General features: G+C 68.6%; 22 protein-coding genes. 15 read left to right on the top strand and 7 right to left on the bottom strand.

What is annotated here, in order from left to right:
• The 12 genes from AB0J16_RS18005 to AB0J16_RS17950 form a co-directional block, all read left to right on the top strand.
• On the top strand, positions 1-1,226 hold a 1,226-nt coding region (locus tag AB0J16_RS18005; protein WP_358540314.1), incomplete at its 5' end, for a transposase.
• 49 nt (positions 1,227-1,275) lie between these two features.
• The gene (locus tag AB0J16_RS18000; RefSeq protein ID WP_358540311.1) at positions 1,276-1,848 is read left to right on the top strand and encodes a cation transporter; all 573 of its coding nucleotides are present in this window, start codon (positions 1,276-1,278) and stop codon (positions 1,846-1,848) included.
• Between the two features lie 134 nt (positions 1,849-1,982).
• A complete protein-coding gene (locus AB0J16_RS17995; protein ID WP_358540308.1) occupies positions 1,983-3,761 on the top strand; it encodes a substrate-binding domain-containing protein in 1,779 nt (592 codons plus the stop codon).
• Positions 3,762-3,901: 140 nt separating this feature from the next.
• On the top strand, positions 3,902-5,515 hold the full coding sequence (locus AB0J16_RS17990) for a sigma-70 family RNA polymerase sigma factor (RefSeq protein ID WP_358540305.1): 1,614 nt from the start codon (positions 3,902-3,904) through the stop codon (positions 5,513-5,515).
• Positions 5,516-5,874: 359 nt separating this feature from the next.
• Complete coding sequence (locus tag AB0J16_RS17985; protein WP_357956007.1) at positions 5,875-6,243, top strand: hypothetical protein; 369 nt, start codon at positions 5,875-5,877, stop codon at positions 6,241-6,243.
• An 8-nt stretch (positions 6,244-6,251) separates the two neighbouring features.
• Positions 6,252-7,370, top strand: coding sequence for a GNAT family N-acetyltransferase (locus AB0J16_RS17980; RefSeq protein WP_357956009.1), 1,119 nt, complete (start codon positions 6,252-6,254; stop codon positions 7,368-7,370).
• Between the two features lie 150 nt (positions 7,371-7,520).
• The gene (locus tag AB0J16_RS17975) at positions 7,521-8,354 is read left to right on the top strand and encodes a glycosyltransferase family 2 protein (RefSeq protein ID WP_358540302.1); all 834 of its coding nucleotides are present in this window, start codon (positions 7,521-7,523) and stop codon (positions 8,352-8,354) included.
• 11 nt (positions 8,355-8,365) lie between these two features.
• Positions 8,366-9,304: a glycosyltransferase family 2 protein gene (locus tag AB0J16_RS17970; protein WP_357956014.1), complete on the top strand. Its 939-nt coding sequence runs from the start codon at positions 8,366-8,368 to the stop codon at positions 9,302-9,304.
• Positions 9,304-10,107 carry a polysaccharide deacetylase family protein gene (locus AB0J16_RS17965; RefSeq protein ID WP_357644162.1) on the top strand — a complete coding sequence of 268 codons (804 nt, stop codon included), beginning with the start codon at positions 9,304-9,306 and terminating at the stop codon, positions 10,105-10,107. The genes AB0J16_RS17970 and AB0J16_RS17965 overlap by 1 nt, the downstream gene beginning before the upstream one ends.
• The gene (locus tag AB0J16_RS17960) at positions 10,100-11,416 is read left to right on the top strand and encodes a hypothetical protein (RefSeq protein WP_358540299.1); all 1,317 of its coding nucleotides are present in this window, start codon (positions 10,100-10,102) and stop codon (positions 11,414-11,416) included. Before AB0J16_RS17965 ends, AB0J16_RS17960 begins: the two co-directional genes overlap by 8 nt.
• A gap of 8 nt (positions 11,417-11,424) precedes the next feature.
• The gene (locus AB0J16_RS17955; protein ID WP_358540296.1) at positions 11,425-14,166 is read left to right on the top strand and encodes a hypothetical protein; all 2,742 of its coding nucleotides are present in this window, start codon (positions 11,425-11,427) and stop codon (positions 14,164-14,166) included.
• A gap of 78 nt (positions 14,167-14,244) precedes the next feature.
• A complete protein-coding gene (locus AB0J16_RS17950; protein ID WP_358540293.1) occupies positions 14,245-15,426 on the top strand; it encodes a DUF418 domain-containing protein in 1,182 nt (393 codons plus the stop codon).
• Here the strand turns inward: AB0J16_RS17950 and AB0J16_RS17945 are convergent.
• Positions 15,405-15,860: an Lrp/AsnC family transcriptional regulator gene (locus AB0J16_RS17945; protein ID WP_358540290.1), complete on the bottom strand. Its 456-nt coding sequence runs from the start codon at positions 15,858-15,860 to the stop codon at positions 15,405-15,407. The genes AB0J16_RS17950 and AB0J16_RS17945 overlap by 22 nt on opposite strands.
• A 93-nt stretch (positions 15,861-15,953) precedes the next feature.
• Between AB0J16_RS17945 and AB0J16_RS17940 the strand changes: the two genes are divergently transcribed.
• The 3 genes from AB0J16_RS17940 (at position 15,954) to AB0J16_RS17930 (ending at position 18,920) form a co-directional block, all read left to right on the top strand.
• Positions 15,954-16,823, top strand: coding sequence for an LLM class flavin-dependent oxidoreductase (locus tag AB0J16_RS17940; RefSeq protein WP_358540287.1), 870 nt, complete (start codon positions 15,954-15,956; stop codon positions 16,821-16,823).
• The gene (locus AB0J16_RS17935) at positions 16,820-17,245 is read left to right on the top strand and encodes a nucleoside deaminase (protein WP_358540285.1); all 426 of its coding nucleotides are present in this window, start codon (positions 16,820-16,822) and stop codon (positions 17,243-17,245) included. The genes AB0J16_RS17940 and AB0J16_RS17935 overlap by 4 nt, the downstream gene beginning before the upstream one ends.
• 91 nt (positions 17,246-17,336) lie before the next feature.
• Positions 17,337-18,920, top strand: a complete 1,584-nt coding sequence (locus tag AB0J16_RS17930) for an alpha/beta hydrolase (protein WP_358540283.1) — start codon at positions 17,337-17,339, stop codon at positions 18,918-18,920.
• 60 nt (positions 18,921-18,980) lie between these two features.
• Here AB0J16_RS17930 and AB0J16_RS17925 read toward each other — a convergent pair whose 3' ends face one another.
• The 6 genes from AB0J16_RS17925 to AB0J16_RS17900 form a co-directional block, all read right to left on the bottom strand.
• Positions 18,981-20,210, bottom strand: a complete 1,230-nt coding sequence (locus AB0J16_RS17925) for a cytochrome P450 (protein WP_358540281.1) — start codon at positions 20,208-20,210, stop codon at positions 18,981-18,983.
• Entirely contained in the window at positions 20,207-20,764 is a 558-nt protein-coding gene (locus tag AB0J16_RS17920; RefSeq protein ID WP_358540278.1) for an ATP/GTP-binding protein, read from the bottom strand. Before AB0J16_RS17920 ends, AB0J16_RS17925 begins: the two co-directional genes overlap by 4 nt.
• Before the next feature lie 31 nt (positions 20,765-20,795).
• Positions 20,796-21,155: a DUF742 domain-containing protein gene (locus AB0J16_RS17915; RefSeq protein ID WP_357956041.1), complete on the bottom strand. Its 360-nt coding sequence runs from the start codon at positions 21,153-21,155 to the stop codon at positions 20,796-20,798.
• Positions 21,152-21,571 (bottom strand): roadblock/LC7 domain-containing protein, encoded by a 420-nt coding sequence (locus tag AB0J16_RS17910; protein ID WP_225292333.1) that lies wholly within the window; start codon positions 21,569-21,571, stop codon positions 21,152-21,154. The genes AB0J16_RS17915 and AB0J16_RS17910 overlap by 4 nt, the downstream gene beginning before the upstream one ends.
• 65 nt (positions 21,572-21,636) lie before the next feature.
• A complete protein-coding gene (locus AB0J16_RS17905; RefSeq protein WP_358540276.1) occupies positions 21,637-22,995 on the bottom strand; it encodes an ATP-binding protein in 1,359 nt (452 codons plus the stop codon).
• A gap of 392 nt (positions 22,996-23,387) precedes the next feature.
• Entirely contained in the window at positions 23,388-25,223 is a 1,836-nt protein-coding gene (locus tag AB0J16_RS17900) for an ABC transporter ATP-binding protein (RefSeq protein WP_358540269.1), read from the bottom strand.
• Positions 25,224-25,688 lie beyond the last annotated feature (465 nt).

Below are 25,688 nucleotides of genomic sequence, written 5' to 3'. Positions count from 1 at the left end.
AGCGTCGCCTGCACGTGCTGTCCGACCGGCTGGAGCGGGAGCGGGCCGACTTCGAGGCCGGACGGGTGCACATCGTACGGGGTGGCAAGCGACTGTTCAACGCCCGCCATCAGCTGGCCGCCGCCCATCTCAGCGAAGCGCAGTGGCGCGAGCGGTGGCAGGCCGAGCGGTGGTTTCTGCAGGTCGATGGCGAGTCGGGCAAGCGCTACGGCAACGAGACCATCCGCCTCACCCCCGACGGCGAGGTTTCGATCAAACTCCCGGCCCCGCTGGCTCACCTGGCCAACGCCGCCCACGGCCGCTACATCCTGTCGGCCAGGGTGCGCTTCGCGCATCGCGGCCAGGAGTGGGCCGACCTCATCAAGGCCAACCGGACCGTCGCCTACCGCATCCACCTGGACGCCCACCCGGGCGGGGCCCGCAGCCGACGAGACAGCGGCCGCTGGTATCTGACCGCCTCCTGGCAGCATCAGCCGACCCCGACCATCCCGCTGCAGGCCGCGCTGGCCGACGGGGTGATCGGCGTGGACACCAACGCCGACCACCTGGCCGCCTGGCGACTGGACGTGCACGGCAACCCGATCGGCAACCCGCGCCGCTTCGGCTACGACCTGTCCGGCACCGCCAGCCACCGCGACGCCCAGGTCCGGCACACCCTGACCCGACTGCTGCACTGGGCCCGGGGGTGCCAGGTGACGGCGATCGCCATCGAAGACCTCGACTTCGCGCAGGACAAGACCCGCGAGAAACACGGCCGCAACAAGCGATTCCGACGGCTTATTTCCGGCATCCCCACCGGCAAGCTCAAAGCCCGCCTCACCTCCATGGCCCAGGCGGCCGGTATCAGCGTCATCGCAGTGGATCCCGCCTACACCTCCCGGTGGGGAGCCCAGCACTGGCAGAACCCCCTGACCAACCCCAAGCGCCCAACCAGCCGCCACGCCGCAGCCGCCGTGGCCATCGCACGACGCGCCCAGCAGTACCCGATCCGACGACGGACGGCACCGCCCCCGCACGACCAGAGCGATCGTGCGGGGCATCGGAGCGTCCAGGCCGCACCGTGTGCCGCCGGGCGTGAGGAAACCCGCCACCGCACACCGGACCGCGCACACGATGCGCCGGGCCCGGATACGGCCAGAACGCGGGCAACCAGCGCACCCAACACCGTTCGGGGCGCGCCAGTGCAACTCACGTTCACTGTTTCAGGAACGGTTCAAGGTGCCTGAACAGCACGCTCATCCGGCCGCGTCAGCCGACTGGCTGCGCGCTGCGCGCGTGGCTCGCTCCCTTTCGGTGCTCACCCTCGTGTGGCTGGCGGTGGAGAGCACGCTCGGGCTGGCCGCGGGGCTGGGGGCGCATTCGGTGGCGCTGATCGGCTGGGGGCTGTCGGCTCTGGTGGAGGCGGCGGCGAGCCTGATCGTGGTGTGGCGGTTCACCGGCTCGCGCACGCTGTCGCCGAGCGCGGAGCGCCGGGCGGGGCGGGCGGTCGCGGTGAGCTTCTGGCTGTTGGCGCCCTATCTGGTCATCCACGTCGTCCACGATCTCGACGCCGGCCATCGGGCCGTGCCGACCGTGCTCGGCATCGTGGTGACCGCGGTCAGCCTGGCCAGCATGCCGGTGCTGGGGTTGGTCAAGCGGCGGCTCGGCCGGCGGCTCGGGTCCCCCGCGACCTCCGGGGAGGGCACCCAGAACCTCATCTGCGCCGCGATGGCCGCGGGCGTTCTGACGGGATTGTGGCTGAACACGCTCGGCTGGTGGTGGGTCGATCCGGTGGTGGCGGTGGCTCTGGCGGCGGTCGCCACGAGGGAGGGAACTCGGGCCTGGCGCGGTCACTCATGCTGCCATTGACCGTCACACCAGGTAATCGTCGCACCAAACGGGCTGTTTTGCCACAGTAAGCGCACCGAGTATCGTTCCGGAAGTATTGCGGAGTATCTCCCGCTAGGGTCTCCGGAAGGTCCCGACACACCGAAGAGGACATCGTGGGGCGACACCGCACAGACGAGCTCGACGGCGGCTACCAGGCTCAGGAACCGACTCCCCGAAAGCGTGGGAACGGTGGTGGCCGCGGCAAGGTGTTCGTCCCGCTCGCCGGGGCGGTCGCGCTCGCTGTGCTGCTGGGCGTCGCGGCGTTCGTCATCTTCAACCGCGACCACGACTGCTCGAACGGCAAGTTGCCGCTGCGCGTCGTCGCGAGCCCGGACATCCAGCCCGCGCTCAACAAGATCGCCGGCAACTACAACAAGGCCATGCACTCGATCGACAGCCGCTGCGTCGAGGTGACGGTGGCCAAGGAGGCCGCGGCGCGGACCGCGAACGCGCTGGCCGCCGGCAAGATCAACGCCGACTTGTGGGTGGCCGACTCCAGCCTCGTCGTCTCCAGGCTCCGTGGCCAGGCCGCCGCGGGCGCCGCCCTGCCGGAGTCCAGCGGCTCGGTCGCCACCTCGCCGGTCGTGCTGGTGGCCGCCAAGGCCGCGGCGGCCAAGCTGGCCAGCAGCCTCCAGCCGAGCTGGGCAGGCGTCATCGCGGCGGCGAACGTCGCCAATCCGGACGGACCCGGCAAGAAGGTTCGCGTACTGGCCCTCGACCCGCAGAAGAACTCGGCCGGGATGGCCGCGCTGCTGGCCGCCGCCGGCTCGGCCCAGCAGGCCGGTCAGAGCAAGGCGCTGGTGGGCGCGCTCAAGGAGTTGTCGGGCCAGCTCGTCGCCGACCCGACCGCGCTGCTGGCCAGCCTGACCGTGAAGTCCGGGAGCAAGGTCCCGATCGGCGTCACGTCCGAGCAGACCATCTACCTCCACAACACGAAAAAGCCTGACACCCCGGTGGTGCCGCTCTACCCGGCCGAAGGCACGCTCAGCCTCGACTACCCGCTCGTCATCGTCACCAAGGACGCGGCGGCGCAGAAGGCCGCCGCGGCGTTCAAGCAGGAGCTCGGTACCGAGTCGGCCCACCGGACGCTGCGCGAGCAGGGCTTCCGTACGCCCGACGGCAAGGCCGGCGACGCCCTGTCCAAGGACAAGGGCTTCAACCCGGCCCCGCCCACACCGCTGCCCGCCCCGGACGACAAGACCGTGGTGAGCATGGCGCAGACCTGGTCCCGGCTGAACCTCGGCACCCGCCTGCTCACCCTGCTCGACGTCTCGGGCACGATGGCGCTGCCCGTCCCCGGTACGAAGATGACCCGCATGCAGGCCATCGGCAAGATCGCCGTCGAGGGGCTCGGGCTGTTCCCCGCCGATGCGGAGATCGGGGTGTGGGCGTTCTCCACCCACCTCGACGGACAGGGCAAGGACTGGCGCGAGGTGGTCTCGGTCGGGCCGCTCAGCGAGAGCGTCAACGGCGTGCTCCGCAAGGACGCCTTGGGCCGGCAACTGGGGGCCGCCCAGGCCAAGGCCACGGGTGACACAGGGCTGAACGACACGCTCAAGGCCGCGTACGCGGAAATGACGAAGTCGTACCAGGAAGACAAGATCAACACGATCGTGATCCTCACCGACGGCGCCGGCAACGACGATCCGGACGGCGGGCTCAGCAACAAGCAGATCCTGAACTATCTCAAGAAGACGTATAACCCCAAGCGCCCGGTCAGCATCCTCCTCATCGCCTTCGGCCCGGACGCCCCCAAGGGCAAGCAGCAGATGGACGCGCTCGCGCAGGCGACCGGTGGCGAGGCTTACATCGCCAAGAACGTGCTGCAGGTGCGCGACTTCTTCCTCCAGGGCATGCAGCGCCGCCTCTGCGCGCCGCGCTGCGATGGCTGACCCCATTAGTCACATCTGACACTGTTTTCCCAGCTCATGCCAGTTGGGCATGGACTGACACGCTGTGGTAACCCCGCTCGCGCGGGGAGGCGTCCTACCCGCCGTGAGGGCTTCCGCCCTCGACCAGCGGGGGAGGAAACGTGTCTGGATGGCCGGCTGTTGACCGCGGTGACGATCAGCAGGTGGTCGACGCGCTTCGGATGGGTGCCGTCGAAGGCGCGGCCAAGCTCTATGACGCTTATGCCGAGCGGTTGCACGACTACGCGTGCTCTCTTACCGGGGAGCGCGACGCCGCGGCCGATTCCGTACATGACGCGCTCGTCACCGCGCACGGGTGCGTCTCGCGACTGAAGGAGAGCGGCCGGCTGAGAGCCTGGTTGTACGCGCTGACCAGGTTCCAGGCTGTCGCCCGGCTGGCCCACAGGAGCGGCTCGGCCAAGACCGACAGCGTGCCGTTGCCGGTCTTCGACGAGCCGGAGGATCCCGAGCTCGCCGCGCTGGTGTACGAGGCGCTCGGGGAGCTGAGCAGGAACGAGCGCGAGGTCCTGGAGCTGTCGCTGCGTCACGGGCTCACCCCGGCGGAGGTGGGCGCGGTGCTCGGGCTGACCTCTCGCCAGGCCGCCGCCCGGCTCGGCCGGGCCCGCGATCATCTGGAGAACGCCGCCGCCGCCGTGATCCTGGCCAGGACCGGACGGGCGCACTGTCCGGATCTGTCGGCGATGCTGGACTCGTGGGAAGGGCCGCTCACCTCGTTGCTGCGGCGGCGGTTGTCGGGACACATCTCAGGGTGCGAGGTGTGTACGGAGGGGCGGCACCGGCAGGTGGCGGCCACCCGGCTGCTCGACATGGTGCCGGTGGCCTATCCCCCCATCTCGCTGCGCCGCAGGGTGGTCGACACCTGCGTCAACCCGGAGCGGAACCAGACCCGGACGCTGATCACCGACCGGGGCGACAGCTTCGACCGCACCGGATTTCCGGTGGCGGTCGAGCGCCGCTCGCGCCGCCGCCGGCCGCGCCGCCTCGGGCCCGTGCTGCTGGCCGGCGCGGCGGTGCTCGCGGCGACGGGCGCCATGGTCGCGATGAACAGCGGCGACCCCGCCAAGACCGCGCTGCGGGTGGCCCCCGCCCCCTCGGCCTCCGCCTCTCCTGACGACGCCTCTCCTGACGATGCCTCTCCTGACGACCCGACCAGCTCTCCCGACGACCTGACCGGCACCACGCCGGAGCCCGAGTCGGAGGACGACAGCACGCCCACGCCCGATCCCTCCCCCACGTCGTCTCGCGGCGGCGTGCCGAGCACGAGACCCGCCACGACCACCAAGCCCGCGGCGGCCCCAACGGCCACCCGCCGGCAGACCGTGCGCGGCGCCCGATTCGCCACCTCCTGCCCGGACGGTGTCGAGGACGCCGCGAAGATCGGGCTGACCGCGCGCAACGCCACCGTCGCCTGGCGCGCGAGCGCGTCCGCGGGGCTGCAGGTGTACCCCGCCAGCGGGTCGATCAAGGCGGGCAGCTCGATGGCGATCTGGGTCACGGTCGATGACCCCACCACCGGTGGCAGCGGCTCGGTGTCCTTCAGCTCCAACGGCGGCGGCGCGAAATGCTCGCTGTCGTGGCACGGCGGCACGCAGCAGACCCCGGAGCCGCCCACGGACCAGCCGACGAGCGGTCCCGAGCCGAGCCAGACGCCCAGCGGGCCGACGCAGAGCACGTCCGTGGACAACCTCCAGGTGGACCCGCCCCACGACTCCTGATGGTTACTCAGGATGACATTCCGCCTGATAAGGCGGGAAATTCTGACTCCCGGTCGTCAAATGGACCTCCCCCACGCCAGTGGCCGCTGAGCCCGGAGTACACTTACGTGACAAGTGGGGATAAAACGGACCATAGCTCGAAGATCTTGCCGCAAGTAGGGCATCCTTGTGGTTTGGGGACCGCAACGGAGGCCGGAGTATGACCGTGTGTTCAAAAACACACGAAGAATATCTGCCTGCCGGTAAACCGGAGCGCGTCGCCAAGCGTCGGCATTGACGTGTCCACGGGTGCATTGGTCCCATGAAATGCGATCAATCGCGCCTTTACCCAGCTAGGCCCCAGGAGAGAAGACAAGTAGATGCTCAAGCACCGCAGAGCGCTGACGTGGCTCCTCGCGCTCGCCTGCATCGCGGGAGCGGTGATCGCGCTGTTCGACATCCAGACACCGCTGCGCCCGCTCCTCATCTCTCTCTTCCTTCTGGTGGTGCCAGGAGCCGCAGTCGTAGGACTGTTGCGTGATCGTGACCCGCTTGCCGCACTATCAGTAGGAGCTGCGGCAAGTCTCGTGCTTAACGTGCTTCTCGCCCAAGCCATGCTGCAGTTCAACGCATGGTCGCCTCGGGCCGGTGTGGCAACGGTCGCCGTGCTCGGAGGCTTCATGTACGTGCTTCGCGTGTTGTACCGGGGGAAGAACATGCAGACCGAACAGGGGGCCAGGCCAAGGTGAACATCACAGTGGTTCGCCCCGGAGACCTCGGCGAGTCCGAGCGGGCCAGGTGGCGGGCGCTTCAGAAGGCGGACCCGAGCCTGGACAATCCATTCCTCTCCGTCGAATTCGCCTTGGCGATGGACCGGCTGCGGGATCGGGTCCGGGTCGCGGTCATCCAGGACGAGACCGGCATCGCCGGCTTCTTCCCGTACGAGCGCCACAGCTTCGGCATCGGCAAGCCGCTCGGCGGCTTCCTCACCACCTGCCATGGCCTGATCTCCGAGCCGGACCTGAAGTTAGAGGCCCGCGCGCTGCTGAGGGCCTGCAAGCTCAGCGTCTTCGACTTCGACCACCTGGTCGCGGGGCAGCCGACGTTCGCGCCTTACGAGAGCGACGTGCGCCCGGCGCCGGTCATGGACTTCACCCAGGGCTTCGACGCCTGGCTCCAGCAGGTGAAGACCAACTCCCCCAAGAACCTGAAGACCGTGCGCTACAAGGAGCGCAAGTTCGGCAGGGAGCACGGTGGGCTGCGCTTCGAATGGGCTTCGGCCGATCCGGAAGTGCTGCGCACCCTGCTCGCGTGGAAGTCCGACCAGTACAGACGGACGGGCCGGGTCGACCGGTTCGCCCAACCCTGGATCGTCGAGCTGATCGACCTGATGTTCGCCGAGAAGTCGGCTGACTTCTCGGGTGTCCTTACCATGCTGTACGCGGGAGACGTGCCAGTCGCCGGCCATTTTGGACTGCGCACGGCCACCACGCTCGTCGGGTGGTTCCCCGCTTACGACACCGAGTTCGCCCGGTACTCACCGGGCATCGTGCACCATCTGCAAATGGCAGAGGCCGCCGCGGCGGCCGGGTTGCACATGGTGGACATGGGCAAGGGCGGCAAGGAATACAAGGACTGGCTCAAGAGTGGGGTGCTGTACGTCGCCGAGGGCCGGGTCTCCAGACCCTCCGCGTCGGCGGCGGTGCACTGGATGGGCAGAACTCCTTTCAACAAAGCCCGAACAATTGTCATGGACCGGCCGTCTCTCTATAGGGCAGCCGACAGAGTCCTGAAGGGTTTCGGTCGGGTGCGCAGCACTTTGCAGCACCAGGAGTCATCCAACGCAGTCGTCAAGGAACCAACGGGAGCGCGCTAGCGCCCCCACCCGTACAGCCCTAGCAATCCCCGCGCAACCCTCGCTCCCAGTGGACCCTTCATGCACCGTTCGCAGCACCGCCATTCCTCCTGCACCCGGGAGTGGCTGCGTCCGGCCAGTGTGCTGGGTCTCGGAAGGAATTCCCTCACCATGAGTCCCGACATCGCCAAGCACAACGGCAAAGTGCAGATCGCGCCCCTGCGATCGATGCCACCTATTGAGCGTTTCACCCCGGTAACGCCTCACCTGGCCATCTCTCCCACGGTGAGCGTCGTGGTCCCGGCCATGAACGAGGCGGACAACCTGCCTCATGTCTTCGCCACGCTGCCCCAGTGGATCGATGAGATCATCCTGGTCGACGGCAACTCCGTCGACGACACCGTGGCGGTGGCCAGACGCCTGCGGCCCAACCTGAAGGTGGTCACCCAGACCGGCAAGGGCAAGGGTGACGCCTTGGCCGCCGGCTTCGCCGCCGCCAGCGGCGACATCATCGTGATGATCGACGCCGACGGCTCCACCGACGGCCACGAGATCATCACGTTCGTCGGTGCGCTGGTGACCGGCGCCGACTTCGTCAAGGGCTCGCGCTACGCCGCCGGTGGCGGCAGCGACGACCTGACCGTCGGCCGCCGGTTGGGCAACAAAGTCCTCACCGGCATCGTCAATGTGATGTACGGCACCCAGTACACCGACCTGTGCTACGGCTACAACGCCTTCTGGGCCCGCCACCTCGAGGTGCTCGACCTCGATTGCGACGGTTTCGAGGTGGAGACGCTGCTGAACGTCCGCGCCGCCAAGGCCGGATTGAAGGTGCACGAGGTGCCGAGCCACGAGCGCAACCGGATCCACGGCGAGAGCAACCTGCGCGTCGTGCGTGACGGTATGCGAGTGCTGAAGACCATCCTGCGAGAGTGGCGCCGCCAGCCCGCCCCTCCGCAGCCCAAGCCCGCCACTGCTCCGGCCGCAGACCGGGGTGTCGCGTAAGAAGGTCCGTTGTGAAGACGTCTGTTGTCATCTGCGTATACACCGACGAGCGGTGGGAGGACATCAGGCAAGCCGTCGAGTCGGTCGAGAATCAGCGGCGACGACCGTACGAGCTGATCCTGGTCGTCGACTACAACCCGGACCTGCACCTGAAACTCAAGCGTGCTTACCCACAGGCCATTGTGGTGGAGAACACGCACGAGAAGGGGCTGTCCGGCGGCAAGAACACCGGCGTGGCCACGGCCACCGGTGACATCGTCGCGTACCTCGACGACGACGCCGTCGCCGATCCCGGCTGGCTGGAGGCTTTGGAGGAGGGCTTCCAGGAACCGGGTGTCGTCGGCGTGGGCGGTCGTACCGAGCCGTTGTGGGCGTCCCAGCGCAGGCCGCGCTGGTTCCCCTACGAGTTCGACTGGACGGTCGGCTGCTCTTATCGCGGCATGCCCGCGGTAAGAGCGCCGATCCGCAACGTGATGGGCGGCAACGCCGCCTTCCTGCGTGAGGTCGTCTCCGAGGTGGGCGGCTTCCACAGCGGCATCGGGCGCAGCGTGCAGGGCCGCAAGAGCCGGCCGCTGGGCTGCGAGGAGACCGAGTTCTGCATCAGGCTGAGCCAGCGCAAGCCCGGCTCGGTCATGCTGTTCGAGCCGCGCGCGCTGATCGGGCACAAGGTGTCGCGCCAGCGCGAGCGGTTCGCCTACTTCAGATCCAGGTGCTACGCGGAGGGACTGTCCAAGGCCCTGGTCACGCAGGAGGTGGGCACCCAGGACGGACTGGCCAGCGAGCGGGCGCACGCGCTGAAGACGCTGCCGCTCGGCGCGCTGCGGGGCGTCGGCGAGGCGTTCCGGGGCGACGTCGGCGGGCTCGGCCGGGCCGCCGCGATCGTGGTCGGCCTGGCCTGGACCACCTGGGGTTACCTGATCGGCTCGGCACGACTGAAGGCAGTGCGCTGATGATCCGCGTACCGATATTGATGTACCACTCTGTCGCCGACGACCCGAACGAGGAGACACTCCCTCACTCGGTACGGCCGTCGGACCTGGACGAGCAGCTCGCCTACCTGTCGGAGAGCGGGTTCACCCCGCTCACGCTGGGCGATCTGGTGGCCTCACTGAACAAGAACAACGGCAGGTGCATGCCGGACAAACCCATCGTCCTGACCTTCGACGACGGCTACGCCGACTTCCACAGCCGCGCGCTGCCGCTGCTCGACCGCTACAAGTTCCCGGCCACGGTCTTCCTGACCAGTGGCTGGGTGGCGGACGCCGGCGACGACGCCGCGGGCCGGCCGCTCGACGACATGCTGACCTGGGGCCAGGCCCGCGAGACCGCCCAGGCCGGCATGGAGATCGGCGGCCACAGCCACAGCCACCCGCAGCTCGACCAGCTCCACATCGACGAGCTGCGCCAGGAGCTGCGCAAGAACAAGGGCCTGCTGGAGGAGAAGATCGGCGCGCCGGTCGCCACCATGGCCTACCCCTACGGCTACTCCAGCGCCCGCGTGCGGCGCGAGGTGCGCAAGGCCGGCTACTTCGCCGCCTGCGCGGTGAACAACTCGATCGCCGCCGACCGTCACGACATGCTGGCCATCCCCCGGCTGACCGTGGCGCGGCACACCTCCATCAGCATGTTCAAGCGCGCCGTCGAGGGCACCGGCGTGCCCCTGATCTACCTGAAGGAGCGGGTCCTGACCAAGGGCTACGCGATCGTCAGGCGCACGAAGTACGGCCTGCAGCGGGTGCGTGGAAATGTCTAGCCTCTGGGGGAGGGTGCTGCGCGACCTTCGTAACCCCCTGTTCCGCAACGGCTACGCGCTGATGGCCAACACGGCGATCACCGCGACGCTCGGCATGGGCTACTGGCTGCTGGCCGCCCACTTCTACACGCCCGAGGAGTTCGGCCGGGGCCAGGCGATGATCACCGCGATGCGGCTGTTCGCGTCGCTGACCGCGCTGGGCCTGGTGGGCGCGCTCTCCCGCTTCCTCCCGCTGGCGGGCCGCCGCATCCCCGAGCTCATCCTGCGGGGGTACGGCCTGGCGGCGGCGACGGGCGGCGTGGCGGCACTCGGCTTCCTGCTGACCCTGCCGCTGTGGGGACGCACCTACTCGGTGCTCGGCGCGTTCGGGCCCGGCCTGTTCTTCCTCGGCTCGGTGCTGGTCTGGTCGGTGTTCACGTTGCAGGACGTGGTGCTGACCGGGCTGCGCAACGCCACCTGGGTGCCGCTCAACAACCTGGTCTTCGGCCTGGCCAAGATGGGGTTGCTGATCGCGATGGCCGGCGCGCTGCCCGACGGCGGCATCTTCACCTCCTGGATGGTGCCGACGGCGCTCGCGCTGATCCCGGTCAACTGGCTGATCTTCGGCGTCATCGTGCCCCGGCACATGAAGCGGACCGAGACCGTCCAGGAGCCGCCGCGGCTGCGCCAGATCGGCCGGTTCCTGGCCGGCGACTTCCCCGGCACGCTGTCGATCCTGGCCATCGTCTACCTCGTGCCCACGGTCGTCGCGACCCGGGTGGACGAGGCCACGTTCGGGCGCTTCTCGATGGCGCACACGCTGGCCAGCATGATCGAACTGCTGGCCATGAACATGGCCGTGTCGCTGACCGTCGAGGGCTCCTTCGACCGGTCGCAACTGGCCGAGAACTGCCGGCGGGCGCTGCAGCGAGCCTTTATGATCATCGTCCCGATCATCGTCGTGGTGATCGCGGGAGCGCCGCTCATCCTGAGCGTCTTCGGCGAAGGCTTCGCGGCGGAGGGTACGACGCTGCTGCGGCTCATGGCGCTGGCCGTGCTGCCACGGGTGCTGATCGAGGTCTATTTGAGCGTGCTGCGGGCGCGGAGCGACGCGCGGCAACTGGCCATCGTGCAGATCGGGCTCGCGGTGCTCGTTCTCGTGTCGATCCTGGCGCTGTTCCCGTTCGCCGGGGTCAACGCCGTTGGGTACGGCCTGTTGCTCAGCGAGACTTTGATGGCACTTTTGATCTTCAAATCTCTTCGCAAAATACTCATTCTTGGCGATACTCGGCGCGCTCCCGTCACTCAGGGGTCGTCCGGGGCCGCATGATGGTCAACGTGAGGCAACGCGACGGCGATGGCATGACAACGGGGATCACGGGCTCCTCCGAGCACGTGGGCGACTCCACGGACGGCACCGAGGCAGAGGGGGAAACGGGCGTGCCCTTCGATCCGGACGCCACGGGCGTCATCCCCCGACTGCCGGTCCTGGAGGGGCCGGCCGCCCCCGTGCCGGACGCCGCCACGGACGTCGCCGACGGTGACGACGATGACGAGGCGGAGACGGGCACCCTGCCCGCCATCCGCCTGCCCGCCACCCTCCATATCGGCACGCCGCCAAAGGCCCCCGAGGACACCAAGGACCCGAAGGGGTCGAAGGGCGCCAAGGGTCCGGGCTCGGACGAGTCGGCGTCCGTCGCGGATGACAGCGCCGCGGGGACCGTACCGACGAAGGTGACGGCCCCCCCGGTCGCGAGTCTGGCCGTGGAAGCTCCCCCGGCTCCCGCGAAAGCGCCCGTCGAGCCCCCCGCCACAACCCCCGCCTCAACCGCCACCAAGACCCCGGCCAAAACCCCGGCAGAGCCTCCGACCAAGGCACCCACCACCGCCGAACCCGCCGCTACCGAACCAGCCCCCGCCAAGGCGAAGGGCCTGGGCGAGCGGCTGCGGCAGTTGGGGCGCAGCGCGCCCATGTGGCTCCCCGCGCTGCTCACGGTCGAGGGCCTGATCATGTACGTCCTCGCCCTGCGCGTGGCCCCGGGCCCGCTGCGCGGCGTGAACCCGGCCGACATCAACGGTCTCGGCCTGATCGCCGCCCTCCCGGTCAGCGCGTTCGCCGCGATCCTGATCATGCTGGTGTCGTTCTTCGTCACCGTCGCCCAGAGCACGGACCGTAAGTTCCTCCTGCTGTTCCAGATCGCCGTCATCACCTTCGCCCTGCACGGCGCGGGTTCGCTGGTGGCGAGCGAGCCCAGGTTCCCCACGGCGTACATCCACGCGGGCTTCGTCGACTTCATCGGCCGGACCGGCGAGACCGCGATCAGCATCGACGCCCGCATGGGCTGGCCGGGCTACTTCGCGCTGTTCGCCTTCGTGACCAAAGCCGCCGGCATCAGCGACATGACCACGATCCTGCAGTGGACGCCGCTGCTGACGAACCTGCTCTATCTCCTGCCGTTCGTGCTGATCCTGCGCCAGGTGGTGGCCACCACGCGGGCGCGCTGGTACGCGGCGCTGCTGTTCGTGCTGGTGCAGTGGATCGGGCAGGACTACTTCTCGCCGCAGGGCTTTACCTTCGCGCTCTATCTGGCCTTTGTCGCGATCTTGTTGCGCTGGTTCGGGCGGGTGGAGCCGCGCACCAAGCCGATCGCGCCGAAGGGGCTGCGCAAGCTGCTCGGCCGCCTCGACGCGATGACGCCGGGCGAGATCGCCAACACCGGTACGTTCCGGGCCGACCGGCTGCTGATGCTGCTGATGCTGCTCGCGCTGTTCTTCGCGGCGACGGCCTCGCACCAGATCACGCCGTTCATGATGCTCGGCGTGGTGACGGCCTTCCTCATCTTCAAGCGGACCAAGCTGACCTGGGCGCTGCCGTTCTTCCTCGGTCTGGGCGTGCTGGCCTGGATCAGCTACGAGACCGTGGGCTTCTGGGCGGGCCAGATCGACGCGATCTTCGGCGGCCTGGGCCGGATCCTGACGAACCTGCAACGCAACACCGGCGACCGCATCGCGGGCAGCGACCCGGCGCACGCCATGGTGCTGCAGGCGCGGCTGGGCATCCTGGTCGTGATCCTCGCCCTGGCGGCGACCGGCCTGTTCAGGCGGTTGCGGCGCGGGGTGGTCGACCGGGCGGCGCTGATCCTGCTCTGTGTGCCGGTCCTGGCGCTGGGGCTGCAGAGCTACGGCGGCGAGATCGGGCTGCGCATCTACATGTTCGCGCTGCCCGGCGCCTGCCTGCTGGCGGCGTACGCGTTCTTCCCGAACCTGCCCGCCGACAGCGCGGACGTGCGCGAAGAGACCGTGCCCATGCGCAAGCGGAACGTCCGCTTCAACCCCGAGCTGACCAGGAAGCTGTCGGTCGTGCTCGCGGCCTGCTTCGCGGTGGTGTTCGCGGGGGCGTTCCTGATCGCCCGCTACGGCAACGAGAAGTTCGAGCGGGTGACGACCGGCGAGGTCGCCGCGATGCACTACATCTACGCGCACGACAAGCCGAGCGCCAAGGTCCTCTACCTGACGGCCAAGGAGGGCCCCGAGGTCACGCCGACACTGCCGTGGGGCGAGAAGGACATCGAACTGGTCAACTTCAACGGCCAGGCGCTCGTGTACCAGGATCCGACGAACATCGCCAAGGCGGTCGCGACGCTCAAGGCCAGCCAGCGCAACACCTATCTCGCCGTCAGCACCGGTCAGATCGCCTACCTGCAACTCAATGAGGGCTTCCCGGCAGACTGGGGTCCCAGGTTCAGGGCCGCGCTGGACGCCTCGCCGGATGTCAAGAGGGTCTACGCCAACAAAGACGCCGCTCTGTACACCTGGAAGAAGTTCGTCAAGGGCACCGAGATCCCGGAGCCCCGGTCGTACATAGGACCCGGCGACCCCACCTCGCCCTGGACACCGGTCGGCCTCGCGGCACTGGCCCTGACCTGGGTAACTCTGTTCGGCTACGAGGTGATCCGGCTCAACGGGCCGAACCGGGCGGTCAAGGCGCGCCGACGGTTGCTGTGGGTGGCCATCCCGGCATTCGCCGTGGCCGTGGGTGTGATCATTGAGCGATTTATCTATATCGCATCAAATACCTAGATTCACAGGAAACCCTCAGGTTTTGCGGAATGATGTTCGCTGATGAGGACACATCCCGCCATTTCACCTGGGCGATCCATGGCTACACGCATCACTTCGGTCGATGCCCTGCGCGGCTTCTCGCTGCTCGGCATCCTCGTCGTGAACATCGCCTTTTTGGCCTCCGGCTACCGGATGGCCGGGATGGCCGAGCCCGCGTTCATCTCACCGCTCGACTGGGCGGTGCGGTGGACCGTGACCCTGTTCATGGAGAACAAGTTCTACTTATTGTTCTCCTTCCTGTTCGGCTACAGCTTCACGCTGCAGGTCGACTCGGCCGTACGGCGGGGCAAGGCGTTCGTGCCGATGTTCCTGCGCCGCCTGGCCGGGCTGTTCCTGATCGGGCTGGCCCACGCGGTGCTGCTGTTCCCGGGTGACATCCTCACCACCTACGCCGCGGTCGGGCTGGCCCTGCTGCTGCTCCGCAAGATCTCGCCCAAGACCGCGGTCATGCTCGCGATCGCCTTGACCTCCATGCTCGCCCTGGGCTTCGTGCTGCTGGCCGTCCTCGCGATGGTCGGTCTGGACACGGCCGGGACGGTCTCGCACGGGGTGGCGGAGGCGGTGCACTCCGACACGGCCCTGCGCGGCTCGGGCTTCCAGATCATCGGCGAGCACCTGCGCAAGCTCTCCCTCATCGTCGTGCTGCGCGTGCTCTTCCAGGGTCCGGCCGTACTGGCCGCCTGCCTGATCGGGCTGGCGGTCGGCAAGCTGGGTGTGCTGCGCGATGTGTCCGCGCACACGGCCACGCTCCGCCGGCTGCAGTGGCTCGGGTTCACCCTCGGGCTGGGCGGCGCGTTCGTCTACACGCTGTCGGCCTGGCACGGCAGCGTGAACAAGTTCCTCGGTGAGGCCGTGGACCTGGTCACGGCTCCCCTGCTCGCCGCCGCCTACGCGGCGACGTTCCTGCGGCTGCTGCCGCACCTGCCGCGCATCGGACGGGCGCTGGCGGCGCCGGGCCGGATGGCGCTGTCCAACTATCTGGGGCAGTCGCTCATCTGCTCACTGATCTTCACGGGGTACGGCCTGGCGCTCGTGGACCGCGTCAGCCCGCCGGTGGAGGTGGTGATCGCGCTGGTGGTCTTCGTCGGGCAGGTCTTCCTCAGCCATTGGTGGCTGCGTGGGCACCGGTACGGGCCGGTGGAATGGGTGCTGCGCGCCGTGACGTACTGGAGCCGGCCCGGCCACCGGGGCGCCCATCAGAAGTCGGCGCGCGCCTGAGGCCCCCGATAGGGCAGCGTCCGGCTGTAGACCAGGTTGGTGGTGGTGCTGCCGAACTGGGCGAGCTCGTCCACGACCCGTTCGAGATGGGCCATGGAGGCCGCGGCCACCTTCAGCAGGTAGCAGTCGTCACCGGTGGTCCGCAGGCATTCGAGGATCTCGGAGCGCTCACCGAGCAGCCGATGCAGCGGCTCGTGCCGACTGCCTGGATACTTGAGCCGCACCACGGCGAGCACGGCGTAGCCGACCTTCTCCAGGTCGACCTCGGCCCGGTAGCCGGTGATGACGCCGACCGTCTCCAGCCGCTTGACCCGCTCGGTCGTCGCGGAGGAGCTGAGGTTGACCCGCCGCCCCAGCTCGGTGAGCGCGACGCGCCCGTCTCTCTGGAGCTCGGCGATGATCGCCCAGTCCGTCGCGTCAAGGCTCTCGGTCATCGGCCCAAAATACCGGCAATTCCCCGGCCAATCGTCCGGTGCGCAGGGAGAACTCCCTTCCTACCGCCATGATCCATTGGCTAGCCTGCACGGGTGCGAATAGGCGTGAACGTCCCGAACTTCGGACCAGGCACCAACCCCGACGTGCTGCGCGGCTGGGCGCGGACGGTGGAGGGCCTCGGCTACGACCTGCTGATGCTGTCGGACCACGTGGTCGTGACGCCGGACGTGGCCGAGCAGTATCCGGCGCCGTTCTACGAGCCCTTCACCACGCTGGCCTGGCTGGCGGGCATCACCGAGCGGATCAGGCTCGGGACCACGGTGCTGATCGTGCCGTACCGGCATCCGCTGCTCGTCGCCCGGATGGCCGCCAACCTCAACGACCTCAGCGGCGGGCGGCTGGTCCTCGGCGTGGGCGTGGGCTGGGCACGGCAGGAGTTCGAGGCGCTCGGCATGCCGTTCCACCGGCGCGGGGCGCTGACCGACGAATACCTCGACGCGCTGCGCGCCGCCTGGGCGGACGGCGCGGACTACCGCGGCGGGCCGGTGCCGATCTGGATCGGCGGCAACAGCGACGCCGGCCTGCGCCGCGCGGTGCGCCTCGGCGAGACCTGGCATCCGCTGCGCAACACCCTGCCCTGGCTGCGCGAGGCCTTCGGCCGGCTCAAATCCCTCGCCGACGAGCAGGGCCGCCCGATGCCCGCCCAGGCGCCCCGCATCATCCTCAGGCTCACCACGTCGCCGATCACCGATCCCGAGCGGCGCGCCGGTGAGGGCACGATCGAGCAGATCGTGGACGACCTCGAACAGCTACGCCTCCTCGGCGCGGACACCGTCGTCCTCGACCCCTTCGGCGGCGACCCGCGGGAGACGTGCCACCCCGAGGTGGCCTGGCACGCCCTCGCGGCCGTAGCCGCCTCCTGGGACCTCCACACGAACCACCCACGAACGGAGCAGCCATGACACATGACGACGAGCAGTTCTTGCGCCGGGCCATCGGGCTGGCCGCCAAGGCACGGGCGGCGGGCAACCCGCCCTTCGGATCCCTCCTGGTGGGGCCGGACGGCAGCGTGCTCGCCGAGGACGTCAACACCTCCATCAGCGACGCCGACATCACCGCGCACCCCGAGCTGAAGCTGGCCCGCTGGGCGGCCCGTGAGCTCAGCCCCGAGGCCGCGGCGACCACCGTCATGTACACCAGCTGCCAGCCCTGCGGCATGTGCACGGGCGCCATCGAGCGGTCGGGGCTCGGGCGGGTGGTGTTCGCGCTGTCCAGCGAGCAGCTCGGCGGGCTCAAGCCACCCGCCGGGAACGCCGGGGCACGGCTCGACGGACCAGCGCTGTACGACGAGGCGCGGGCGCCGGTCGAGGGCTACTACGTCTAGCGCTCATATTCACCAACAAACCCCGTAAAGTCCCGCAAACCGCACTGTCGTCCGCCAGGATGATCAAGGGATACCTCTGGAAGGAGCGATAGTGCGGTTAAGACTGTTCACGGCGGCACTGGCTGGTGCCGCGCTGGTGACCCAGCTCGCCGGAGTGGCATCAGCCCAGTCAGGCCCTTCGACCGCGATCGATTGGGCGGAATGTGGCACCACGTACAAGGGGGAGTGCGCCACCATCAAGGTGCCGATGGACTACGCGAAGCCCGACGGCCCGAAGATCGACCTGGCCATCGGCCGGTTGAAGGCGCTCGACCCGGCCAAGCGGCAGGGCGTGTTGTTCGTGCACCCGGGCGGTCCCGGTGGGTCCGGCCTCAACGCGTACATCATGGGCCGCGGCATCCCCGACGACAGCCCGCTGCGCCAGTACTTCGACATCGTCAGCGTGGACCCCCGCGGCGTCGGCAGCAGCACGCCCATTCTGTGCAGCGAGGACGTGGTCAACGAGACCCCGCTCACCTACCCGGCCAACGAGGCGGAGTATCAGAACTGGCTGGCCTTCAACGCCAAGCTGTCGAAGGACTGCCGCGAGCGCACGGGCCCGCTGTTCGACCACGTCGGCACCACCAACGTGGTGCGCGACGTGGACTCGATCCGCGCGGCGCTCGGCGAGCGCCAGATCAGCTTCTTCGCCATCTCCTACGGCACGCAGGTCGGCCAGGAGTACGCCGAGATGTTCCCGAAGAACCTGCGCGCGATGGCCATCGACTCCAACATGGACCACAGCATCACCTCGGCCTACCAGTACATGAAGACCACCACCGAGGACCTCGAAGGCTCCTACCTGGCGTTCGCGAAGTGGTGCGGCGAGACGGCGGCCTGCGCGCTGCACGGCCAGGACGCCACGGCGGTCCTGGACGGCCTGCTGGCCAAGGCCAGGGCCGGCACCCTGAAGGACCCGGAGACCGGCGCCGTGATCTCGGACGAGGAGCTCCGGATCGAGGTGTTCAATCCGATGTACAAGCCGTCGACGGGCTTCTTCCCGCTGGCCGAGCGGCTGAAGGCGCTGGCGGCCGGCCAGGCGGACCAGCAGGTCGCGGACAAGCCGGTGGCATCGGAATCGGCGGCGGCGAAGTCGACGGCCAGGGCCGCGGCCGAGGCTTCGACGTCGACCGCCGAGGGCGTCAACTACGCCTACCCGGTCATCTGGTGCTCCGACTGGAAGTGGAACGTCAGCGGCTTCGCCGAGCTCGACGCCTACAAGCGCCGCCTCAAGGCCATCGCCCCGCACACGGAGCTCTCCCCGTTCTGGAGCGACGTCATGAGCTGCCTCAACTGGCAGGGCAAGACGTCCAACCCGCAGCATCGCCTCAGGATCAGCGGCACGCCGCCGATCCTGGTCATCAAGGCGAAGGACGACGTGGCCACTCCGGCGGCCTGGAACTACGCCGCCGCACGGCAGATCCCGCGCTCGGTCGTACTGGAGTACGACGGCGTCGGCCACGGCCAGTTCCGCAACAGCACCTGTGCGCGCGACTACATCGAGAAGTACCTGATCAACCGCACCATGCCCGCGCCGGGAACGCACTGCGCCACGCAGTTCCCGACGGAACCGCCCGCGACGACGCTGTCCCCGCAGGACTCCCCGCGGTCCATCACGGGCCGCCCGGTTCACTGACGGCGAGCTGACCGGTGGTGTGTCCCCTGAGGTGTCAGGGGACACACCACTTCAGCGGTCCTAGCCGGGTCCCCTGAGGTAGCCGGGCGTGAACTCGACCGGCAGGGTGGTCAGGGCGCGCAGCCGGAAGGACGGCCGCCAGACGAGCTGGTCGGCGGGCACCGACAGCCCCATGTCCGGGAGCCGGTCCAGCAGCACCTCGACGGCCGTGTAGGCGATGACCTCGGCGAGCTCCGGCGCCGGGTGCGGGCAGCCGTGCTCGCCGTGGCCGAAGGACATGTGCGCGTGGTTGCCGGCGGAGCCGCCGTAGGAGTCGGGCCGTACCTGCGGGTCGGCGTTCGCGGCGGCGAGACCGATGATGAGCGCGTCACCGGCCCGGATGCGCTGCCCGCCCAGCTGCGTGTCGTGCGCCGCCCAGCGGCCCAGGCTGTTCTGGGCGGGCGAGTCCTCCCACATGACCTCGTTCAGCGCCTGGCTGGCACTGCGGCGGCCACCCGACAGGGTCACGGCGAACCGTTCGTCGGTCAGCATCAACCGCAGGGTGTTGCCGATCCAGTTGGCGGTCGGCTCCTGGCCGCCGCTCAACAGCACGACCAGGTCCTGGACGATCTCCTCGTCACTGAGCCCCGCGGGATGGGCCAGCAGGCGTGAGGGCAGGTCCGGGCCGGGGCGCTCGCGTTTGGTGGCGATCAGCCGCTGCATCGCGGTCTGGACTCGCCCGTACGCCTCCGCGGTTTCCGGGCCGACGTTGAGGATCATGGTCACGTCGGCCACGATGCGGGGCGTCTCCGCCTCCGGCAACCCGAACATCGTGACCATGGACAGCAGCGGCATCGGCTGAGAGTACTGCGCGATCAGGTCAGCCCGGCCGTGGCCGGTGAACGCGTCGATCAGGCCGTCGGCGACCCTCTCGCACTGTGATCTCAGCTCGAACTGGTCGACGGAGGCGAGGGCGTCGCTGAGGGCGCCGGCCCGCCGCTGATGCTCGGCGCCCTCGGTGAACAGAATGGACGGCTGATAGCCGACGAACGCCAACAGCGGCCAGTCCGGCGGGATGCGGTCCCAGGCGTTCCACCGGCGGGAGTCGCGGCCGAAGAGCTGCGGATTGCTCAGGACGTAGCGCAGCTCGCGGTAGCCGATCACCAGCCAGGCGGGAATATCGCCCTCCATCAGGACCGGGACGACGGGCCCGTGCAGCTTGCGCATGTCCCGGTACAGCTGCTCCGGATCCTCCTGGAACTGGGGCCCGTACATCCGGATGGGCTCGGGTGTGTAGTGGGTATCGGTCATCGGGTAACCCCCCGGGCGGAGGACATCGCGTGGAGGTGGTTGACGAGGGCGATCAGCACGGCCTTGCTCGAGTCACGTTGACGGGCGTCACAGTCGATCAGCGGAACCTCTTCGGACAGGTCCAGCGCCTCCCGGATCTTCTCCAGGGGATGCGTCGGCTCGTCGAAGTTGTTGCGCGCGACGATGAACGGCATTCCGTGGTGTTCGAGCCGGTCGATGGCGTACCACGAGTCGGCCAGGCGGCGGGCGTCGACCAGGACGACCGCTCCCAGCGTCCCGGAGAACAGCCGGTCCCACAGGAACCAGAACCGGTCCTGGCCGGGCGCCCCGAACAGGTAGAGCACCATCTGCTCGTTCAGGCTGATGCGGCCGAAGTCGAAGGCCACCGTGGTCGTGGTCTTGGTCTGTACGCCGCTCGCGTCATCGATCCCCATGCCTGCCTGGGTCATCGTCTCTTCGGTGCTCAGCGGCCGGATCTCGCTGACCGAGCGGACCATGGTCGTCTTGCCCACGCCGAACCCGCCGACGACCACGATCTTGAGACCGGTGGTCATCGTGCTCCGTAGCGGTGTACGGCCGGGTGGGTCAGAGGTTCTGAAGTCCAACAAGCACCTGCTCCAGGATTTCGGGATCGGGCAGTTGCGCCTTGGCGGGAGCCTTGGGCGGATGGCGGGCGGTGATGCGTCCGGTGTCCAGCAGGTCGCACAGCAGGATCCGTACGACGCTGACGGGCAGTCTCAGCTCCGAGGAGATCTCCACGACCGCCATCGGCTGGCGGCACATCTGGAGGATCTTGACGTGCTCGGACTGCATGCCGGGGGTCGGATCGCATTCGCTCACGATCAGCGTGACCACGTCCATGGCACTCTCGTCCGCGCGACTGCGCCCCCCGGTGACCGTGTACAGCCGGTCCGGGTTCTCGCTGGCCACTCGCCGCGAGATCATAGCGAGCGGCTGCTCTGCTGAGGTTCGCGCGGCGGAGCGGTCAGATACTCCCCGATCTGCTCGACCAGTTCGTTCATGTTGTGGCCGATGATGCCGGGGTCGGCGTCGTCGCTCGCCACGACGGCGAGATGGGCGCCTTCTCCCGCTTCCACGATGAACAGCAGCCCGCCGTGGAACTCCGTCATGGACTGCCGCAGCCCGCCGGAACCGTCGCCGAACTCCATCGACGCCCCGTGGGCCAGGCTCTGGATGCCCGAGGCGATGGCGGCCAGTTGATCGGCCCGGTCCACCGACAGCCCGTGGGTGTGGGAGAGCTTGAGGCCGTCCTTCGACAGCACCAAGACGTGCCGGGTCTGCGGTGTCCTCTCCAGGAGGTTCTCCAGCAGCCAGGCGAGGTCGCGGTCTGAGGTTCTCATCGAGAGTCTGGGACGGTCATCCGGCGTCGCCGGACGAGCAGCCCTCCCTCCAATCTGTAAGTTGGTCACCGGATGTCGTCTTTCGGGCCTTCTGCTGCCGGGCCCTCTGCTTGCGGGTGTTCCACTTCCTGACCCGCCGCACCGGCGCCGGCACCGGTCCCACGGCTGGCCTGGCGGAAAGCGCTGAATCTCGCTCCGGCCTCGGAGAGGGACGGCCTGGGCCGCGCCGGAGCCTGCTCGGGCACGGGGGCCGCGGACGTCGCCGCCGCGAGCGTCTGACCGCGCCGTCGCCTGGGCAGCTCGCCATCCGCGACGGGGTCGGCCTTCGCCGGGTCGGCCTGCGCGGGGACGGGGGCCGAGGCGGCCCGGCGGGCGGCCGGGACGCTCGGCTTACGCGGGGCCTCCACCTGGGGAGCCGGCGCGGGCTGGGTGACCAGTTTCTGCGGGATCATGACCACCACTCCGGTGCCCCCGCGTGAGGACGGCCTGAAGGAGACGGTCAGACCGTGCTTGCGAGCCAGGCAGCCCACGACCGCCAGGCCCAGTCGCGTACCGGACAGCGTCGTCAGGTCCAGGGGCTCGGACGAGACGGCCTGCCGGGCGCGGTTCAGCGCCACGGCGCTCATGACCAGACCGCAGTCCTCGATGGTGATCACGATGCCCGTGCTCACCTCTTCGACGTACACGTGCACCTCCTCGGACGGAGGCGAGAAGCTGGTGGCGTTGTCCATCAGCTCTGCGAGGGCGTGCATGACGCCCTCGGCGGCGTGCCCGGCGATCGCGACGGTGCTGGCCGAGTGCACCCGAACCCGCTGGTAGGCACTGATCCGGCCCACCGCGCCGCGCATGATGCTCTCCATCACGATCGGCTTGGTCCAGCGCCGCCCGGAACGCGAACCGGTCAGCACGGCGATGCTGTCGGCCAGCCGGCCCGCCTGGGCGGTGCTGTGGTCCAGCCTCAGCAGGTCCCCGAGGACCTTCTCGTCATGCCGGTCCTCCATCTCCCGCAGATCGGCCAGCATGCTGGTCGCCAGTGCCTGCACCCGGCCGGCGGCGTTGGCGCAGGCCGACATCGCGGCCGCGCGCATCCGGTCTCCTCTGCCGACCTCCTGCGCCAGCGTCCACAGGATGCGCTGCTGAGCCAGGTCGGCGGGCCTGGGCACCTCGGCGAGCGCGGTGTCGACCGACGCCCCGTCACGCAACCTCTTCACCAGCGCGGGCAGGGTGTGGTCGGCCAGTTGGGCGAGGTCCGCCTCCCTCATGGCGAGCCGGTCACGCAGCAGGCTCGCCTGCTGCCGGCCGTACAAGCCATAGGTGATGGCGGCGCACAGCAGCAGGGCGGCTATGCCCAGGCACCAGGCCACGAGCGTTCGCCCCTCGACCGGCGCCTCGGCCACGGCCCATACGCACGCGACGCCGGCCACGACGGCGACGCCAAGCGGTACGAGCAGGGCCCGACGGTGAACAGGTATGTGAGTTGCTGACATCAAGTCCTCGTCGGAGGTCAGAAACATACGGCCTGGAAGTCTTGATCGGATTGTAGTGGAATCTTCGCTTTGCGTGGGCACTTGGTAACCAATTGCGGCCATTGTCGCCCGCCCTGCCCAATAGTCGAGCTCCTTGAGCATGGGCGCCGGATCTGACAACAGATCTTGCTGGGTGTGGAGTATGCCGGATTAGTAGGCTCTCGGCTACTGAATGGCGATGACGGGAGGCCCCCCGGCGTTGTTGATCATGGCACAGTTGGCCGAGGCGGGGGTGGCGTTCACATGACAGGGCCTGGGCGGTTTCCCGCCCAGGCCGGTGAATTGTCGGGTCAGTATGCGCCATGCACCCCGAGGTCACTCCGTTTCGGCCGGAGCCGAATCCGATCCGAACGTCGTACCGGTTCCAGGTCGATCCGGCGCACCCCTTCCGGAACATGCCGCAGGTCATGGGTGATGAGCAGCGTCGTCCGCCCCTCCATCAACCGGCGCAACGGCACCATCACCCGCTCGGCCGTGACCACGTCCAGCCCGGTCATCGGCTCGTCCAGCACCAGCACCGGCGAGTCACGCAGGATCGCGCGGGCGATGGCGAGGCGCTGGCGCTGGCCGCCGGACATGAGGCGGCCCCGCTGACCGATGGGCGTGTCGTACTTCTGGGGCAATGTCTGGATGAAATCGTGTACGTCGGCCAGCTCGGCCGCCAGAATCACGGCGGCGTCGTCGGCACCCGGAGAGCCGTAGGCGATGTTGTCGCGCACCGTGCCGGAGAACAGGAGGTTCTCCTGGTGCAGGAGCGTGATGGTGTCGCGCAGCGACGATCGGGTCAGGTCGCGCAGGTCCACCCCGTCCAGGAGGATGCGGCCGGTGTTCGGGTCGTAGAAACGCAGGAGCAGCTTGGCGAGCGTGGACTTGCCCGCACCGCTGGCTCCGGTGCAGACGACGAGTTCCCCCGGTTCGATCACGAACGACAGCTCGCGCAGTGTCGCCCTGATCCGCTTGGGGTACGTGAAGCCGACCCGCGAGAACTCGATCCGCCCCTTGCTGCGCCCGACCACCGGTACGGCGGTCGGACGGTCCACGACGGTCGGACGTACGGAGAGGACCTCCATGACGCGGTCCGAACCGGCGGCGGCCTCCGAGACGGTCAGGGCGAGCTGGCCCAGACCCTGGACGGCGGGATAGAGATAGGCGAGGTAGGCGGCGAATGCGAGCAGGCCGCCGAGCGTGAGGCGGTCTTGGGTGATCTCCCAGGCGCCGAAGCCCAGAATGACGATCAGGCAGATGGTCTCCAGCACCTGTACGGCGGGGCCGTAGAGGCCGGAGAGCCACGCCTGGGACAGGTTCGCGCGCAGCCAGGTGCGACCTTCGCGGTGCAGGTGCCTGGCCTCGGTCTGCTGCTGGTTGTAGGCCTGGACGAGTGACTGGTTGGACAGGCTCTCCTCGATGACGCTGTTCATGGTGCCGTTGCTGGTCCGCTCGCGGGCCGCCGCGTTCCTGAACCGGGACGCGAAGACCTTGGAGACCACCAGGAACGCCGGGATCAGCGCGAACGTGACCAGCGCCAGGTCCCATCGGATGATGAACGCCGCGCCGGCGAAGAAGATCACGCTGGCCACGGTGGTGAACATCTTGACCAGGCCGGAGCCGACGAGCTCCTCGATGGCCTCGATGTCGTCGGTGAGCCGGGCCATCAGGTCGCCCGTACGGCGGTTCTCGAAGAAGTCGGGTGTGAGGGTCTGGACGTGGCCGAAGACCCGGTCGCGGAGCTTGAGGAGGAAGCGTTCCGCGCCCGCGGCGGTGATGTACGCGCCGGCGAAGGAGACGAGACCGGCCAGAACCGCCAGGCCGAGCCAGGCGGCCGCGGGGGCCCAGAAGGCGCCCAGGTCCCGTTCGCTGAGGACCTTGTCGGTGATGTAGCCGAACAGGGCGATCGCGGCGACCTCACACAGAGCGGCCAGGATCGCGAACACGACCCCGGCCGCGAACAGCGCCCTGACGCCGCGGGTGTCCGGCCAGAATGCCCGGAAGGTGTTCCGGATGGACACCGTCGGCGCCAGAGGCGGAGCGGTGAGTGAGAGCCGTTGGGAGACCCGACGGCTCTCAGGTGGCACCTCTTCTACCACCACCACCGCCTGCGCCAGCCGCCACCGCAGCCACCGCCGCATCCACCCCACCAGCGACGCCGACCACAACCGCGACGGCCCCATCCCCACCAGTCGCTACGGTGAGCCGGGAAGAGCTTACCGAGAGTCATGATTCCCCCCTGTGCAGGTCGCACTATTTCGGCTTTCAAAATAGGACGCTAGCACCCAAATGGTGAAAAATCAGGGCTTGGGGGCGTTCTTTGATCTGATTTGACCGGTGCTCATGGAAAAGATCTGCGCATGTGTGATATGTAAATCAGCGATAAAGCGCTCGCAGTCCGCCCCATACCAGAACCCCGTTGGGACCTGGGCAAACCCAAGCCGACGCCTCGATCACCACAGAAGTGGAAAAGCGGTTTGACGTTTCTCTGCCCGCCGCAAGTCGCCCCAGGCAATGGAATTCCGGGGGACGGCAATGATTGTTCCGAAGAATGGTGAGAGAAGGGCTCCGGCCGACCGTCCGAGCAGACGAACGGAGCCCTTGAC

The sequence above is a fragment of the Nonomuraea sp. NPDC049750 genome, from assembly GCF_040659625.1.
GTDB lineage: Bacteria > Actinomycetota > Actinomycetes > Streptosporangiales > Streptosporangiaceae > Nonomuraea.
Note: the sequence above shows the minus strand (reverse complement) of the source record. Positions and strands in the feature narration are given on the sequence as shown.

Excerpts from the sequence above, each read along its gene's own strand:
- AB0J16_RS17985 (WP_357956007.1), top strand. The coding sequence starts at position 5,875 with ATGCTCAAGCACCGCAGAGCGCTGACGTGGCTCCTCGCGCTCGCCTGC.
- AB0J16_RS17965 (WP_357644162.1), top strand. The coding sequence starts at position 9,304 with ATGATCCGCGTACCGATATTGATGTACCACTCTGTCGCCGACGACCCG.
- AB0J16_RS17945 (WP_358540290.1), bottom strand. The coding sequence starts at position 15,860 with ATGACCGAGAGCCTTGACGCGACGGACTGGGCGATCATCGCCGAGCTC.
- AB0J16_RS17900 (WP_358540269.1), bottom strand. The coding sequence starts at position 25,223 with ATGCGGCGGTGGCTGCGGTGGCGGCTGGCGCAGGCGGTGGTGGTGGTA.
- AB0J16_RS17950 (WP_358540293.1), top strand. The coding sequence starts at position 14,245 with ATGGCTACACGCATCACTTCGGTCGATGCCCTGCGCGGCTTCTCGCTG.
- AB0J16_RS17960 (WP_358540299.1), top strand. The coding sequence starts at position 10,100 with ATGTCTAGCCTCTGGGGGAGGGTGCTGCGCGACCTTCGTAACCCCCTG.
- AB0J16_RS17915 (WP_357956041.1), bottom strand. The coding sequence starts at position 21,155 with ATGATCTCGCGGCGAGTGGCCAGCGAGAACCCGGACCGGCTGTACACG.
- AB0J16_RS17910 (WP_225292333.1), bottom strand. The coding sequence starts at position 21,571 with ATGAGAACCTCAGACCGCGACCTCGCCTGGCTGCTGGAGAACCTCCTG.
- AB0J16_RS17920 (WP_358540278.1), bottom strand. The coding sequence starts at position 20,764 with ATGACCACCGGTCTCAAGATCGTGGTCGTCGGCGGGTTCGGCGTGGGC.
- AB0J16_RS17925 (WP_358540281.1), bottom strand. The coding sequence starts at position 20,210 with ATGACCGATACCCACTACACACCCGAGCCCATCCGGATGTACGGGCCC.
- AB0J16_RS17935 (WP_358540285.1), top strand. The coding sequence starts at position 16,820 with ATGACACATGACGACGAGCAGTTCTTGCGCCGGGCCATCGGGCTGGCC.
- AB0J16_RS17975 (WP_358540302.1), top strand. The coding sequence starts at position 7,521 with ATGAGTCCCGACATCGCCAAGCACAACGGCAAAGTGCAGATCGCGCCC.